At 64.3% G+C, this 14567-nt stretch carries 14 protein-coding genes; 4 read left to right on the forward strand and 10 right to left on the reverse strand.

Translation table 11 applies throughout. The features are described from left to right. Nucleotides 1-112: 112 nt before the first annotated feature. From pilQ to F3N42_RS08045, 5 genes are all read right to left on the reverse strand, one after another. Nucleotides 113-2257, reverse strand: a complete 2145-nt coding sequence (gene pilQ, locus F3N42_RS08025) for a type IV pilus secretin PilQ (RefSeq protein ID WP_191621304.1) — start codon at nt 2255-2257, stop codon at nt 113-115. A 105-nt stretch (nt 2258-2362) separates the two neighbouring features. Continuing rightward, a complete protein-coding gene (locus F3N42_RS08030; protein ID WP_150863917.1) occupies nt 2363-2908 on the reverse strand; it encodes a pilus assembly protein PilP in 546 nt (181 codons plus the stop codon). Continuing rightward, nucleotides 2905-3534: a type IV pilus inner membrane component PilO gene (pilO, locus tag F3N42_RS08035; protein ID WP_150863918.1), complete on the reverse strand. Its 630-nt coding sequence runs from the start codon at nt 3532-3534 to the stop codon at nt 2905-2907. The genes F3N42_RS08030 and pilO overlap by 4 nt, the downstream gene beginning before the upstream one ends. Beyond that, nucleotides 3534-4130: a PilN domain-containing protein gene (locus F3N42_RS08040; RefSeq protein WP_150863919.1), complete on the reverse strand. Its 597-nt coding sequence runs from the start codon at nt 4128-4130 to the stop codon at nt 3534-3536. Before F3N42_RS08040 ends, pilO begins: the two co-directional genes overlap by 1 nt. Continuing rightward, on the reverse strand, nt 4130-5188 hold the full coding sequence (locus F3N42_RS08045) for a pilus assembly protein PilM (protein WP_150863920.1): 1059 nt from the start codon (nt 5186-5188) through the stop codon (nt 4130-4132). The genes F3N42_RS08040 and F3N42_RS08045 overlap by 1 nt, the downstream gene beginning before the upstream one ends. 336 nt (nt 5189-5524) lie before the next feature. Here F3N42_RS08045 and F3N42_RS08050 point away from each other — a divergent pair, with 336 nt between their 5' ends. Then, entirely contained in the window at nt 5525-8071 is a 2547-nt protein-coding gene (locus F3N42_RS08050; protein WP_150863921.1) for a penicillin-binding protein 1A, read from the forward strand. Continuing rightward, nucleotides 8034-8702: a nucleotidyltransferase gene (locus F3N42_RS08055; protein WP_150863922.1), complete on the forward strand. Its 669-nt coding sequence runs from the start codon at nt 8034-8036 to the stop codon at nt 8700-8702. Before F3N42_RS08050 ends, F3N42_RS08055 begins: the two co-directional genes overlap by 38 nt. A gap of 30 nt (nt 8703-8732) precedes the next feature. On the opposite strand, the gene F3N42_RS08060 is transcribed toward F3N42_RS08055, so the two are convergent. The 5 genes from F3N42_RS08060 to rph form a co-directional block, all read right to left on the reverse strand. Then, nucleotides 8733-10022, reverse strand: coding sequence for a citrate synthase (locus F3N42_RS08060; protein WP_150863923.1), 1290 nt, complete (start codon nt 10020-10022; stop codon nt 8733-8735). Nucleotides 10023-10096: 74 nt separating this feature from the next. Then, on the reverse strand, nt 10097-10339 hold the full coding sequence (locus F3N42_RS08065) for a type B 50S ribosomal protein L31 (protein ID WP_150863924.1): 243 nt from the start codon (nt 10337-10339) through the stop codon (nt 10097-10099). Nucleotides 10340-10426: 87 nt separating this feature from the next. Then, nucleotides 10427-11584 carry a radical SAM family heme chaperone HemW gene (gene hemW, locus F3N42_RS08070; RefSeq protein WP_150863925.1) on the reverse strand — a complete coding sequence of 386 codons (1158 nt, stop codon included), beginning with the start codon at nt 11582-11584 and terminating at the stop codon, nt 10427-10429. A 6-nt stretch (nt 11585-11590) separates the two neighbouring features. Then, entirely contained in the window at nt 11591-12202 is a 612-nt protein-coding gene (gene rdgB / locus F3N42_RS08075; protein WP_224784814.1) for an RdgB/HAM1 family non-canonical purine NTP pyrophosphatase, read from the reverse strand. Continuing rightward, the gene (gene rph / locus F3N42_RS08080; RefSeq protein ID WP_150863926.1) at nt 12199-12912 is read right to left on the reverse strand and encodes a ribonuclease PH; all 714 of its coding nucleotides are present in this window, start codon (nt 12910-12912) and stop codon (nt 12199-12201) included. Before rph ends, rdgB begins: the two co-directional genes overlap by 4 nt. 116 nt (nt 12913-13028) lie before the next feature. Between rph and F3N42_RS08085 the strand changes: the two genes are divergently transcribed. Continuing rightward, nucleotides 13029-13898: a YicC/YloC family endoribonuclease gene (locus F3N42_RS08085; RefSeq protein ID WP_150863927.1), complete on the forward strand. Its 870-nt coding sequence runs from the start codon at nt 13029-13031 to the stop codon at nt 13896-13898. After that, nucleotides 13888-14511, forward strand: a complete 624-nt coding sequence (gene gmk / locus F3N42_RS08090; RefSeq protein WP_150863928.1) for a guanylate kinase — start codon at nt 13888-13890, stop codon at nt 14509-14511. Before F3N42_RS08085 ends, gmk begins: the two co-directional genes overlap by 11 nt. Nucleotides 14512-14567: the final 56 nt, after the last annotated feature.

Genomic DNA, 14567 nt, shown 5'->3' on the forward strand with positions numbered 1-14567 from the left:
TGGCCAGAAGCCTAACGTGTTTTCGACCGCGCCGTGAAGTCACCGGTAGCCACAAAAAAAGGCGGCCCGGAAAACCGGGCCGCCTCTGTGACTCGCAATGGATCGGGGCTGATCAGTTCACCAGCGGCCGGTCCTCGACGATGGTCGGTGACACGAAGATCAGCAGCTCACGCTTCTGCGTGCTGTTCGAGCGGCGCTTGAACAGGTTGCCGACGCCGGGGATATCCGCCAGGTAAGGCACCTTGTCCGTGCTGCGCGAACGCTCATCCTGGAAGATACCACCCAGGACCACCGTCTCGCCGTTGTTGACCAGGACGCTGGTGCCCAGCTCACGGGTATCGATGGACGGTACGGAACCGCCGCGGCCGGTCTGGAAGATCTCACCCACCGTGTCCTGCTTGACGTTCAGGTCCAGCTGGACGCGGTTGTCCGGTGTAATCAGCGGCGTCACACGCAGCTCCAGCACGGCTTCCTTGAACTGCACCGAGCTCGCACCTGAAGACGTTGATTCTTCGTACGGAATCTCGACACCCTGCTGGATGAAGGCTTCCGCCTGGTTGGCGGTCACCACGCGCGGGGTCGAGATCACCTCACCCTCGCCCTCGGCTTCCAGTGCCGACAGCTCAAGGTCGATCAGGAAGTTACCGGTCAGGAACGACAGGCCGATGGTGCCGGCCCCGCTGGTCGTCACCGGCAGGTTGACGTTGTAGCGATCCGGCGTGCCCGGAATGTCGATCAGGCCGTCATCCCGCGGGTTGGTGGCCGGGTTGATCAGATCGGCGGCATCGCCGTCACCGCCGATGGCCAGGATGTTGCTGCCGTCGTGCAGCGCGTTGACACCGAAGCGGACACCCAGCTCATGGCTGAAGTCGCTGGAAGCAATCACGATGCGCGATTCGATCTGCACCTGGCGGACCGGGCGGTCGAGCTCGGTGACCAGGTTCTGGATCGCTTCGATGCGGTCCTGGGTATCGGTGATCAGCAGCGTGTTGGTCCGCGGGTCGATGGACACCGAGCCACGGGTCGACAGCAGGCCGCGGTCGTCCAGGTTCTGTCCCAGGCCGGGTCCGCCCGGACCGCCGGACTGAGAAGACTCCTCGATCAGCAGCTTCATGTCCTCCGCGGTGGCGTAGCTGACGCTCAGCATGGCGGTCACCAGCGGCTCCAGCTCGCGGCGGTCCTGCTGCGCCTGCAGCAGTTCCTGCTCACGCGCGGCGATATCGGACGTCGGCGCGATCCAGATCACGTTGCCGTTCTCGCGCTTGTCCAGGTTGCGGGCGTCGAGAATGATGTCCAGCGCCTGGTCCCAGGGCACGTTGGTCAGGCGCAGGGTCAGGTTGCCGGACACGTTGTCGGCGACCACGATGTTCAGGTCGGACACGTCGGCAATCAGCTGCAGTACCGAGCGGACCGGGATATCCTGGAAGTTGAAGGTCACGCGGGCACCGGTGTACTCGCGATCTTCATACAGTTGCACTTCTTCCGGACCGGACTGTGACAGCGGCTCAACTGCCTGCACTTCGATAATCACGTCGTTGCCTGACTGGTACGCCAGGTGCTCGTAGACACCGGCCACCATCATTTCCAGGCGCACGGATTCATTGCGCTGGCTGACGTCGATAATCTGCACCGGCGTCGCAAAGTCGACCACGTCCAGGACCTGGTTCAGGTTCTCCGGCAGGTCGGAATTGAAGATTTCGACGTTGAGGGTGCCGGCGCCGGCATTCACGGCCACGCTTGCGCCCTCGCCGTCCAGGCCGACGATAACCCGGCTCTGGCCGTCTTCGCCACGACGGAAGTCGATGGCGTTGACGTTGTAGCTACCCAGGCTGCGGCGTGCTTCCGTCGATGCAGCGGCGGCCACGGCCTGGCCGTTGGCGACGGTCAGGCTCACTCGCCCGCCCGAGGTGCTGTAATCGAACTCGGCTGACTGGCTGAGTTCAACCAGTACGCGGGTCCGCCCACCGGCAGACAGCGTCGAATACGAGGAAACGTTTCCGGAATTGACCTGCACAGGGGTCGAGTCGACCGTGCTGGTGGTATCCGACATGTCGAGCACGATGCGCGGCGGGCTGTCGGTCGCGAACACGCTGACCGCCGGCTCGCTCCCCGAGGTCTGCATGGTGATGGTGACAGTGCCGTCATCACCCGTGCTGTAGTCCGTCGAAGTCACCTGGGTCTGCGCCAGCGCCGACGACGCGAACAGCGTCAACGCAAGGCACCAGGCGGTGCGGTAACCGGTCTTGATCGTGCTCATGGTCCTTCCCCACATGTCGGTCGGCGATGTTGCTGCCGCGATCCTGTTATTGGTCATTGCATTACCCTCATTTCGGGCCACGCGTTATCAGCGCTTCCCTGCTGTTCAGTTCCCTTCAAGCGCGATGGATGCTTCGCGCACCAGCCATCCGCTGTCCCCGTTCGGGATAAATTCGGACAAGTCGATAGCCGCTTCCGTGATCTGGACGATCCGGCCGTGGTTCTTGCCCATGTAATCGTTCACGGTCACGCGATGAACCACGCCATCCGGATCACGAACCAGTCCCCAGTACGCGTTGTCGCGGCTGAACGTGCCCACCATGGTGAGCGTATCGAGTTCATAGCGTTCAAGGTATTCCTTGGGCCGGTCGAAGTCGGGCTTCGGACCATCGGCGTCGCCGCTCGATGCCGCGGCTGATTCACGGCCCTGGCTGGTTGACGACTGGAACGGGTCGCGGCCATTGGTGCCTTCGTAGGCGTACGGCTTGTAGGTCTTCACCGGCGGAATCGGCGGAATCGGCTGCGCTGGTCGCGCCTTGACCTCGGCGATGTACTGTTCAAGCTCGCCCATGTCGCGGCTGCACGAAGCAAGAACCGTGGTCGCGGTGATCACAAGCAGCGCCCGGGTCATGGTGCGGTTGACGGACTTCATTGCGCACCTCCGGCCTGGGCCTGGCTAATCTCGTTTTCATCCAGGTATCGGTAGGTCTTCACCTGGCCCTCGAGGATCAGGCGTCCTTCGGCGGCGGCGGAACCCGTGGCCCGACGCAGCGAAACATTGTGCATCGTCAGGATGACCACTCGGGGCAGGCCGGCCACACCGCTGACGAACTCACCAAACTCATGAAAATTACCCATCATGCGAATGGAGATTGGCCGTTCGGCGTAGAAGTCCTGCTGCACTTCTGCCAGCGGCTCGAACAGCTGGACATCGATACCGGCCGCCAGCGCGGTCTGCGAGATATCGACCAGCAACTTGTCCATCTCGGTTTTGCCCGGAAGCTGCCGGAACATGGTTTCCAGCAACTCCTGCATTTCTTCGAGCTGCTGCTCGTAGTCCGGCAGGTTAGCCGCCTTACGTTGTTTCTCCTCGAAGTCGGAGCGCAAGGCGAATTCCTGCTGCTCGACACGCTCGAGCACCTCGGTCTTCTCCTTGACCAGGAGGAAATAACCCGCCACCAGCAGGACAACCAGGATCAATACCAGCAGGAACGCGCGTACCGCGGGCGTCGCGCTGCCAATATCCGAAAAATCGGTATTGCGAAGATCTTCCAACATTACTGCGCCCCCCCTGTGCCGGCGCCGACGGCAACGTCTTCTTCCTCGGCGATGGGCCGCAGTTTCACGCGGATCTCAAAATCGTAGGGCTCGACCGAACTGGCCGGCCGATCCGCCGCGCGAACAATTGAAAGGTCAGGCTCGACAAACAGGTCGTTGTCCGCGAGCGATTGCAGGTAGGCGGAGACGCGGGCGTTGGACTGGCTGGTGCCGGCCAGCGACACGGCCATGCCCTGCTGGGTAATCGAATTCAGCGTAATGCCCACCGGGATGGTCTTGGCCAGCTGGTCAAGCAACTCCACGGTGAGTGAGCGGCTGGCCTGCAGGCGCTCGATAATGCGCTTGCGTGACAGCAGCCGTGCGCGGGTCTGTTCGAGCTGTTCGATCTTGCGAATCTGGCTTTCGAGGCGGGCGATCTCCGCCTGGATGGTGCGGTTACGCATTTCCTGGTGGGCAATGCGCTGGTCGAAGAACATGCCGACGATGAACACCAGGACCACGCCCAGGATGGCCGTCATCAGCGCGGAGACCATGAATTTCTTCTGGCGCTCCTGCCGCTGTTCCTCGCGCCACGGTAAGAGATTGATTCTTGCCATCAGTCAAACCCCCGCAGTGCCAGGCCAAGCGCGACCATCAGGCTGGGCGTGTTGCGCTTGAGCGCGGACACGGCCACCGACGGCGCGATATCCATTCCGGAGAGTGGGTCAGCCACGCGGGTGGTCAGGCCCAATTCCTGTTGGACCATCGGCGCCAGCCCCTTCAGCGAAGCGGTGCCGCCCGCGAGGTAGATGGTGCTGATGGGTGAGTATTCGTTGCTCGAAGCGAAGAACTGCAGTGCGCGGCTGACCTGGTGGACGATGTTCAGCTGGAACGGCTCGAGCACTTCGCTTTCGAAGTCTTCCGGGCCATCTTCACCCCGCTCGAAGAAGCTGGCCTGCTCCGGCGTCATGTCATAGCGGCGCATGGCCTCTTCCAGCAGCTGGTGACCGCCGAAGGGATGCTCACGCGTGTAAATGACGCGACCGCCGCGAATCACCAGCAGCGTCGTCAGGTCGCGACCGATATCGAAAATACCGACCGCTTCGTTTTTGCTCAGGTGGTCACGCTCGCGGATCAGGTCAAAGGCATTGGCGATGGCGAAGGCCTCGACATCGACGACCCGGGCGACCAGGCCGGCGGACTCGAGGGCGTCCTGGCGGCTCTCGACGTTTTCGCTCTTGCTCGCGGCCAGCAGGATATCGACCAGGTCCGGGTTACGCGCCGACGGGCCCAGGACATTGAAGTCCAGGCTCACTTCGTCGAGCGGGTAGGGGACATACTGGTTGGCCTCGATCTGCACCTGGCTTTCGACATCGGACTCGGCCAGGTCGGAAGGCAGTGAGATGGTCTTGGTGAATACCGCGGGGCCGGATACGGCAATAGCGCAGACCTTGGTCCGCGTACCGGAATTGCGTACGGCGCGCTCAATGGCATTGGATATCGCCTCGATGTCCTGTACGGACTTGTCGACGACAACACCTTCCCGCAGTGGCTCCATGCCGAAGTGCTCGACCCGGAATCCACCCCCCGTTTCCGACAGCTGCAGGGCACGAACAAAGGAAGATCCGATGTCCAGCCCAATCACTGGCGCCTTTTTGTTCCCGAACAGTTTCAACGCTTTAATCCCTTAATTTTGTGCCATAAGGCTTTAGGCCCAATGGTTTATTGAAACTTTCTTAAATCGTTTTTAACAGAAAGCCCCGTTATTCTCAATGCCCGCTGCATGAATTTTGTGCCGCACGGGCATGCCACGGGTTAAGTTCCGCATGACGGAACCTGGCGCCGACTTGGAGTCTAAGAATGTGTTCAGGTGAGCAGCACACGATTATCCCCCAATGACATCCTTATCCTTCGACTGTGCCCGTTTCGACTGTCATCTCAGCGCCCCAGAGGGCACAATGACCGCGAGAACTTCCTGTTCATCGCGTCTCTAGCATAGCAGGTTAACGGATTGAAGAAACTATTGAAATGGATTTTCCGGCTGGGTGTGCTCGGAATCGTGGTCGGCGCCATCGCGCTGGGCGCGGTCTATTACACCATCGCGCCCACCCTGCCCGACGTCGAAGCCCTCAGGGACGTTCGCCTGCAGGTCCCTTTGCGGGTGTACAGCGCCGACGGCAAGCTGATCAATGTCTTCGGCGAGAAACGCCGCATCCCGGTTCGCATTGAAGACGTCCCGGACAACCTGAAGTACGCCTTTATCGCTGGCGAAGACGCGCGCTTTTTCGAGCACCCGGGTGTCGACTGGCAGGGCCTGACCCGGGCCGTGTGGACACTGGCGACCACGGGTGAAAAATCCATCGGCGGCAGTACCATCACGCAGATGCTGGCGCGGAATTACTTCCTGACGCTGGAAAAAACCTTTACCCGAAAGACCAAGGAAATCTTCCTTGCGCTGAAGATCGAGCGCGAATTTACCAAGGACGAGATTCTCGAGCTGTTCCTGAACAAGATCCTGCTGGGGCACCGCGCCTACGGTGTCGGTGCCGCGGCCGATGTCTATTACGGCAAGACCCTGGACCAGTTGACGCTGGCGCAGAGCGCGATGATCGCCGCGCTGCCCAAGGCGCCCTCGAGGATCAACCCCATTACCTCGCCCGAGCGTGCGCTGGAACGGCGCAATTACGTGCTGTCGCGGATGCTGGAACTGGACTACATCAGCCAGGCTGAGCACGACGCCGCCGTGGCCGAAGCCGACAACGCCTTCTACCACGGCGCCACCACCGAGGTCAGCGCGCCCTACCTGGCCGAAATGGTCCGCGCCGAAGTCTACGGGCGCATGGGCGAAGAGGCCTACACCGGTGGCTACCGGGTCTTCACCACGGTGCGGTCGGACATGCAGGCGGCGGCCAACGAGGCCATCCGTGCCGGGCTGGAAGACTACGACCACCGCCACGGCTACCGCGGCGCAGAAGCGCGCATCGACCTGGGCACGGCCACCGGGCCGGCCGCCTGGGACGAGGCCCTCAGTCCCTACCGCGCGGTCGCGGGCCTGGTGCCCGGTCTGGTCACCGAGGCCGACGCCGAATCGGCGCTGGTCTACCTGGCCGACGGGCAGACCGTGGCCCTGGCGCTGGAAGACATGGCCTGGGCGAAAAAATTCATCAGCCGTGACCGTTATGGCGTGGATCCGAAAACGGTCGACGAAGTGGTCCAGCCGGGTGACATCGTGCGGGTTCGGCGCCAGGACGACGGCCGCTGGCAGCTGGGCCAGGTTCCCGACGCGGAAGCGGCACTGGTGTCCATCGACCCGGACGACGGCGCGATTCGCGCACTGGTCGGCGGTTTCGATTTTTCGCGCAGCAAGTTCAACCGCATTACCCAGAGCGTCCGCCAACCGGGCTCGTCGTTCAAGCCGTTCGTTTACTCGGCGGCGCTGGAGCGCGGCTTCACCACCGCCAGCCTGATCAACGACGCGCCCATCGTGTTCGAAGACACGGAACTGGAGCGCACCTGGAAGCCGCAGAACTTCAGCGAGAAGTTTTTCGGCCCCACCCGGCTGCGCGAGGCCATGGTGAACTCACGCAACCTGGTTTCCATTCGCCTGTTGCGCGATATCGGCATCAGTTACGCGCGCGAATACATCAGCGAATTCGGCTTCGATGTCGGCGCCCTGCCGGCCAACCTGTCGATGGCGCTGGGCACTGCGGACCTGCCGCCGCTGTCCATGGCCCGCGGCTACGCCGTGTTTGCCAACGGCGGCTATCGCGTCGACCCGTACTTTGTCGACACCATCGAGGATGACGATGGCCGCGTGATCTACCGCGCCAACCCGCCCACCGTCTGCCCGGATTGCGAAAAGGCCATGGCCGATGCGCTGGCCGCGGCGCCGCTCGCCGAGCCCGCCGATACCGGCCACGAAGACGCGGACGGCAACGCGGCCGCCATCGACCCGACGCCGGACTACCGCCCGCTGGAAGCCGCGGTGACCGGCGAAGACGAACTCGATGACGACCTGGCGCCCGAGGCCTGGCCGGAAGTGCCCGACAACCTGCCCATCGAACCGGCGCCGCGCGCGATATCCGAGCAGAACGCCTACCTGGTGCGCTCGATGATGATGGACGTGATCCGCCGCGGCACCGGCAAGAAGGCCATGGAACTGGGGCGCAACGACCTGGCCGGCAAGACCGGCACCACCAACGACCAGCGCGACGCCTGGTTCTCGGGTTACAACAGCGAACTGGTCACGACCGTCTGGGTCGGCTTCGACAGTCACGACCCGCTGGGCCGGGCCGAAGTGGGCGGCCGCGCCGCCCTGCCCATCTGGATCGATTTCATGCGCGTGGCGCTCGAGGGTGTCCCTGATACACCGGCACCGCTGCCACCCGGCCTGGTGCAGGCCAAGATCAATCCGGATACCGGTTTGCTCGCGGCACTTGAAAGTCCGGGTGGAATCATGGAAGTATTCGAGGCAGGGCATCTTCCCGACATGGAAGATCACCAGCAAGGAGTCCGTCAGGATGCCGCGCAGGAAGAGGACCCGTACGACATCTATTGACCGCCAGGACAACGGCGGCGCCCGTGTCTCCCGCAGCATGCGGAAACTGCAGATGCTGCGCCGCGACGTCGCCATCGAGGCGGCCCGCATCATGGCCACCGAGGGCCAGCACAACTTCAAGATGGCCAAGCGCAAGGCCGCCGAACGCATCGGCGTCAATCCGCGCGTTGCCCTGCCCAGCAACATCGAGGTCGAGGAAGCCCTGCGCGCCTACCAGGGCTTCTATGGCGGAGAATCCCACTCAGAGCAATTACAGTCCCTGCGCGCGACCGCAGCCGGGCTGATGCGCAACCTGGAAAGCTACCGGCCCAGGCTGGTAGGCCCCGTGCTCGATGGCACGGCCGACAGTCATTCGAGGATTTCCCTGCAGCTGTTCAACGACCCGCCGGACATGGTCATTCTCTACCTGCTGGAAATCGGCGTGCCGTTTCACCAGGAACAGCGGCGAATCCGCTGGCACGATGGCAGCTTCCGCGACATCGAGTTGCTGGTCACCGAGTTTGAAGGGGTGTCGGTCGAACTGGCGCTGTTTGGCACCGTGGACCTGCGCCAGGCGCCACCCAGCCCCGTGGACGGGCGCCCGCAAAAACGTGCGGGCCTGCCGGAAGTGGAAGAACTGCTGGCGGCCTGAGCATCACCTGCCCAGGCCACCGGCGGGGCATCAACGGTTGTCGATACCCACGTAGTTGCGCTCGGTCGCGCCGGTGTACACCTGGCGCGGGCGGCCGATGGGCGTGGGGTTGGCACTCTGTTCCAGCCAGTGCGCCACCCAGCCCGTGGTGCGCGCGATCGCGAACATCACCGTGAACATGCTGGTGGGAATACCCAGCGCCTTGTAGATGATGCCCGAGTAGAAGTCGACGTTCGGGTACAACTTGCGCTCGACGAAGTAGTCGTCCTTCAGCGCGATCTGCTCCAGCTCGCGGGCCAGGTCCATCAGCGGATCGGACACGCCCAGGTCGTCGAGCACGGCATGCGCCGCTTCGCGGATGATGGCCGCGCGCGGGTCAAAGTTCTTGTACACGCGGTGACCGAAGCCCATCAGGCGGAACGGGTCGTTCTTGTCCTTGGCCTTGTTGATGTACTTGCCGATCTGCGAGACATCGCCGATCTGTTCCAGCATGGTCAGCACCGCCTCGTTGGCGCCGCCGTGCGCCGGGCCCCACAGGGCGGCGATGCCGGAGGCCACGCAGGCGTACGGGTTGGCTCCGGTGGAGCCCACCAGGCGCACCGTCGAGGTGCTGGCGTTCTGCTCGTGGTCGGCGTGCAGGATGAACAGCAGGTCCATGGCACGGGCGGCCACTTCGCTGACCTGGTAGTCCTCGGCCGGCACGCTGAACATCATGTCCAGGAAGCGCTCGGTGTAACCCAGGCGGTTCTGCGGGTAGGACGACGGCCAGCCCATGTGGTGGCGGTAACAGGCCGCCGCGATGGTCGGCATCTTGGCGATCAGGCGCTTGGCCGCCAGCATCCGCTGTTCGGGATCACGCATGTCCAGGCGGTCGTGGTAGAACGACGCCAGCGAGCCCACCACGCCGGACATCATCGCCATCGGGTGCGCGTCGTAATGGAAGCCGGCCATGAAGTTGTTCAGCTTCTCGTGCACCATCGTGTGGTACGTGATGTCCTTGCGGAACTCGGTGAACTCCGCACGGTTGGGCAGCTCGCCGTTCAGTAGCAGGTACGCCACCTCGATAAAGCTGGACTGCTTGGCCAGCTGTTCGATGGGGTAACCACGGTAACGCAGGATGCCGTTGCCGCCGTCGATGAAGGTGATGGCGCTGGAGCAACTGGCGGTGGCGGTGAAACCGGGGTCGTAGGTGAAATACCCCAGTTCTTTCGGCACGCCCTTGATGGCCAGCGTGGGTTCGCCTTCGGCACCACGGATAACGGGCAGTTCGACGGACTTACCGGAAGCTTCATCGGTGAGAATGACGGGCTTGTCGGACACGGACAACTCCTGCAAATTAACTTAAAAAAGCCCGGCAGGCGGTGGCCATGCCGGGCTTTTGCGTGATCGGAACCTTACTTCTGGTACCGGCGCTTGAAGCGGTCGACTCGACCGCCGGAATCCAGCACCTTGTGCTTGCCGGTGTAGAACGGGTGGGATGCACTGGAAATATCCACCTTGATCAGGGGGTATTCCTCGCCATCTTCCCACTTGATGGTTTCGTTCGTGTTCATCGTAGAGCGGGTCAGGAACGAGAAGTCCGAAGACACGTCCTGGAAGACCACCTTACGATATTCAGGGTGAATGCCAGCTTTCATGACGTCATTCCTGCAATCGCGGGTTTCAGAGAGCCGGGCATATTAACGGCAAACGCCACCCGACACAAGCATTTTCCACGCCCATGATCAGTCCTTTCCGGGCAGGAAAAGCGCCTGCAGGTCGTTGACGAAACGCCAGCCCAGCGCGGACGGCGCATAACCCGCGCCGCCAGGCTCAAGCAGGCCGCGTTCGACCGCCTGCCCGACGCGATCGGCAACGGTCTCCCAGCCCAGCCCGGTCCGGGCCTCGAATGCATCGCGGGCGAAGCCGTCACGCAGGCGCAGGCCGTTCAGGAAGAACTCGAAAACGCGCTCTTCCACGTCGATTTCACGGGTTTCGGCCAGCCGGTCACCGGCGAGATAGCGCTTCGGGTGCCGCGACTTGGCCAGTCGCAGGATACGCCCGCCGGCGGGGTCGGTGAGCTTGGCGTGCGCGCCGGCGCCGATGCCCAGGTAGTCGCCAAAGCGCCAGTAATTCAGGTTATGGCGGCTCGACTGCCCGGGCCTGGCCCAGGCCGACACCTCGTATTGCGCAAACCCACCCTCGACCAGCCGGGCCGCGCTTTGCTCCTGCATGTCCCAGCTGGTGTCGTCGTCGGGAATGCCACGTGGCGGCGCCGCGGCGAACGCGGTGTTCGGCTCCAGGGTTAACTGGTAATGGGACACGTGGGCCGGCGCCGCCGCCACGGCACGATCGATATCTTCGAGCGCCTGCACCACGGTCTGCCCCGGCAGGGCGTACATCAGGTCGATGTTGAAGTTGTCCAGGCCGGCGTCGTGCAGCGACCCGATGGCGCGATCGACCTCGGCCGAGCCGTGGATGCGGCCCAGTTTATTCAGGTGGGCATCGTTAAAGCTCTGCACCCCCAGCGACACGCGGTTGATGCCGGCGTCGCGGTAGGCGCTGAAACGGTCGTGCTCGACGGTGCCCGGGTTGGCCTCCAGTGTCACCTCGCAGCCGGGTGCCAGGGCAATGCGGGCGCGGATGCCCGATAGCAGCTCATCCATCTGCGCTGCGTTGAACAGGCTGGGCGTGCCGCCGCCGAAGAACACGCTCGACACCGGCCGGCCCCAGGCCAGCGGCAGGTCCTGTTCCAGGTCATCCAGCAGGGCGCGGATGTAGTCTTCCGCGGGCAGCTCCCCCTTCAGGGCGTGGGAATTGAAGTCGCAGTAAGGGCACTTGCGCACGCACCAGGGCAGGTGCACGTACAGGCCCAACGGCGGAAGGGAGAGACCGGCGGACACGCGGTTTCAGGCATCCAGCGCGGCCACCAGGGCGCGCACGGCCTGGCCGCGATGGCTGAGCCGGTTCTTTTCCGCCGGGTCGAGCTCGGCCGAGGTCTCGTCTCGCCCGCCCACGCGGAACAGCGGGTCGTAGCCGAAGCCGCCCTTGCCCCGTGGCGCGGCCAGGATATGGCCGTGCCAGCGCGCCGTCGCCAGCACCGGGGCCGGGTCAGATGCCGAACGCGTCAGCACCACGGCGCAGAAGAAGTAGGCCGCGCGGTCGTCGCCCGCCAGGCCGTTCATGTTCTCGAGCAGGCGCGCATTGTTGGCCGCATCGTCGCCATGGGCGCCGGCGTAGCGCGCGGAGAAGATACCGGGCTCGCCGCCCAGCGCGGGAACCACCAGGCCGGAGTCGTCGGCAATTGCCGCGCGACCGGTATGGCGCGAAGCGTTACGGGCCTTCAGCAGGGCATTTTCGATGAACGTGGGCGCGTCTTCCGGCGCTTCCGGGGTATCCCAGTCCGACTGCGCGCGCAGGTGGTAGCCCAGTGGCGCCAGCATGGCCGCCAGTTCCTTCAGCTTGCCGGCGTTGCCGCTGGCGAGCACCAGCTCCACCGGCGTTGCGGCGCCATCGCTCACGCCAGCGCCTCATCCTGCGCGACCATCAGTTCGCGGATACCCTTCTCGGCCAGGTCGACCAGCGCGTCGAGTTCGTCACGCCGGAATGCATGTCCCTCCGCCGTGCCCTGCAACTCGATGAAACCGCCGCCGTCGTTCATCACCACGTTCATGTCGGTTTCCGCGCCAGAATCTTCCGGGTAATCCAGGTCAAGTACGGGCGTGTCACCAAAGATGCCGACCGAGACCGCCGCCACCTGACCGTGCACCGGGCTGGATTTCAGCCGCCCTTTCTGCACCAGGCCGTTGCAGGCATCCACCAGGGCCACGTAGGCACCGGTGATGGCCGCGGTACGGGTACCACCATCGGCCTGCAGCACATCGCAGTCGAGCGTGATGGTGCGCTCACCCAGCGCGCGACGGTCCACCACCGCGCGCAGCGAACGGCCGATCAGGCGCTGGATCTCCAGCGTCCGGCCGCCCTGCTTGCCGGCGGTGGCCTCGCGGCGCATGCGGCTGCCGGTGGAGCGCGGCAACATGCCGTACTCCGCAGTCACCCAGCCTTCGTTCTTGCCACGCAGCCACGGCGGCACCTTCTCTTCCACCGAGGCGGTGCACAGCACCCGCGTGTTTCCGCAGCTGATCAGGACTGAGCCCTCGGCATGCATGGTGAAGTTTCGCTCAATACTGACGGAACGCAGCTCGTCCGCCGCTCTGCCGCTGGGTCTCATGGGGCCTCCAGGTGCTGTGATTCAGGAAGCGCGCTCATCGGGCCGGACCATTGCGGGTTCCCCGCCACGCGGCGCGCCGGTAACATTGTGCCACCCCCGACCAAGCGGACACCACCATGATCAGGAGCATGACCGGCTTTGCCAGCCTGGAACGCCACTACCCTTTCGGACGGCTGAGCTGGGAACTGCGCAGCGTAAACCACCGTTACCTGGAGTTCGGCATGCGCCTGCCCGAGGAGTTCCGGGTGCTCGAACCCAAGGTACGCGAGTGCCTGGCCAAACATGTCGGGCGCGGCAAGATCGACGTCACCCTGCGCTACCACGAGGCCCCGGGAAGCAGCGGCGCGCGCCTGGAGCTGAACGGTGACATGGCCGCGGGCCTGCTGAAAATGCATGCCGACCTGGCCGCCTCGGCGGGCCTGGACCAGGCGCCGGACCTGAGCGCGCTGATGCGCTGGCCGGGGCTGGTCACCGAGCAACTGCCCGACCCGGCACCACTGCAGGCCGCCGCCCTTGAACTGCTCGAGGAAGCCGCGGTCAAGCTGCGGTCGGCCCGCGAGCGCGAGGGCGCCCAGATTGACGGCATGTTGCGCGAGCGCCTGGACGGCATCGCCCACTGGACCGGCGAGATCCGTTCCTGGCTGCCGGACATCCGCGACGCGCTGCGGTCGCGCATGCGCGACCGCGTGGCCGAACTGGCACAGAACATCGACGCCGACCGCCTGGAGCAGGAAGTCGCGGTGCTGGCGCAGAAGATGGACGTCGACGAGGAACTCGACCGCCTGGATGCCCACGTGTCCGAGACCACCCGCACCCTGGGCCAGGACGACCCGGTGGGTCGCCGCCTGGATTTCCTGATGCAGGAATTCAACCGCGAATCGAACACGCTGAGCTCCAAGTCCGTCGACCCGCGCACCACCCAGGCCGCCGTGGAGCTGAAGGTGCTGGTCGATCAGATGCGCGAGCAGGTCCAGAATGTCGAGTAGCGGTGAGCTGTTCGTGGTCGCCGCGCCATCCGGCGCCGGCAAGACCAGCCTGGTGAACGCGCTGGTCGACAGCGACGAACAACTCGCGCTCTCGGTGTCCTACACCACCCGCCCGGCCCGGCCCGGCGAAGTCGACGGCAGGCACTATCACTTCACCGCGCCGGAGGCCTTTGCGCGCATGGTCGAGGCGGGCGAGTTCCTGGAGTGGGCGAATGTCTTCGGCAACTGCTACGGCACCCACGAAGGCACGACCCGTGCCGTACTCGACAGCGGCCGCGACGTGATCCTGGAAATCGACTGGCAGGGCGCCCGCCAGGTGCGCGAGCGCTTCCCCGGCTGTCACGGCATATTTATCCTGCCGCCGTCACTGGCGGCGCTGCGTGAGCGCCTGGGCCGGCGCGGCCAGGACAGCGCCGAAGTCATCGCCGGGCGCATGGAGAAAGCCCGCGCGGAAATCTCGCATTGCGGCGAGTTCGATTTCGTCGTCGTCAACGATGATTTCGACGCCGCGCTGGCGGAACTGGGCACGATAATCGAGGCCTGCCGGCACGGCCATCCGCCGGGCGGACCGCGCCACGAGGCATTGCTGGCGGAACTGCTTGAAAACGGATAAAATTGACCGATTCGACCCTGCGTTTTGTGCGCAAATCACCGTATCAGGAAAGACCC

The organism is Marinihelvus fidelis, assembly GCF_008725655.1.
Taxonomy (GTDB): domain Bacteria; phylum Pseudomonadota; class Gammaproteobacteria; order Xanthomonadales; family SZUA-36; genus Marinihelvus; species Marinihelvus fidelis.

Coding starts and splice junctions, on each gene's coding strand:
- F3N42_RS08030 (WP_150863917.1), bottom strand. CDS start 2,908: ATGAAGTCCGTCAACCGCACCATGACCCGGGCGCTGCTTGTGATCACC.
- F3N42_RS08040 (WP_150863919.1), bottom strand. CDS start 4,130: ATGGCAAGAATCAATCTCTTACCGTGGCGCGAGGAACAGCGGCAGGAG.
- rph (WP_150863926.1), bottom strand. CDS start 12,912: ATGAGACCCAGCGGCAGAGCGGCGGACGAGCTGCGTTCCGTCAGTATT.
- F3N42_RS08055 (WP_150863922.1), top strand. CDS start 8,034: ATGCCGCGCAGGAAGAGGACCCGTACGACATCTATTGACCGCCAGGAC.
- pilQ (WP_191621304.1), bottom strand. CDS start 2,257: ATGAGCACGATCAAGACCGGTTACCGCACCGCCTGGTGCCTTGCGTTG.
- F3N42_RS08065 (WP_150863924.1), bottom strand. CDS start 10,339: ATGAAAGCTGGCATTCACCCTGAATATCGTAAGGTGGTCTTCCAGGAC.
- pilO (WP_150863918.1), bottom strand. CDS start 3,534: ATGTTGGAAGATCTTCGCAATACCGATTTTTCGGATATTGGCAGCGCG.
- F3N42_RS08085 (WP_150863927.1), top strand. CDS start 13,029: ATGATCAGGAGCATGACCGGCTTTGCCAGCCTGGAACGCCACTACCCT.
- gmk (WP_150863928.1), top strand. CDS start 13,888: ATGTCGAGTAGCGGTGAGCTGTTCGTGGTCGCCGCGCCATCCGGCGCC.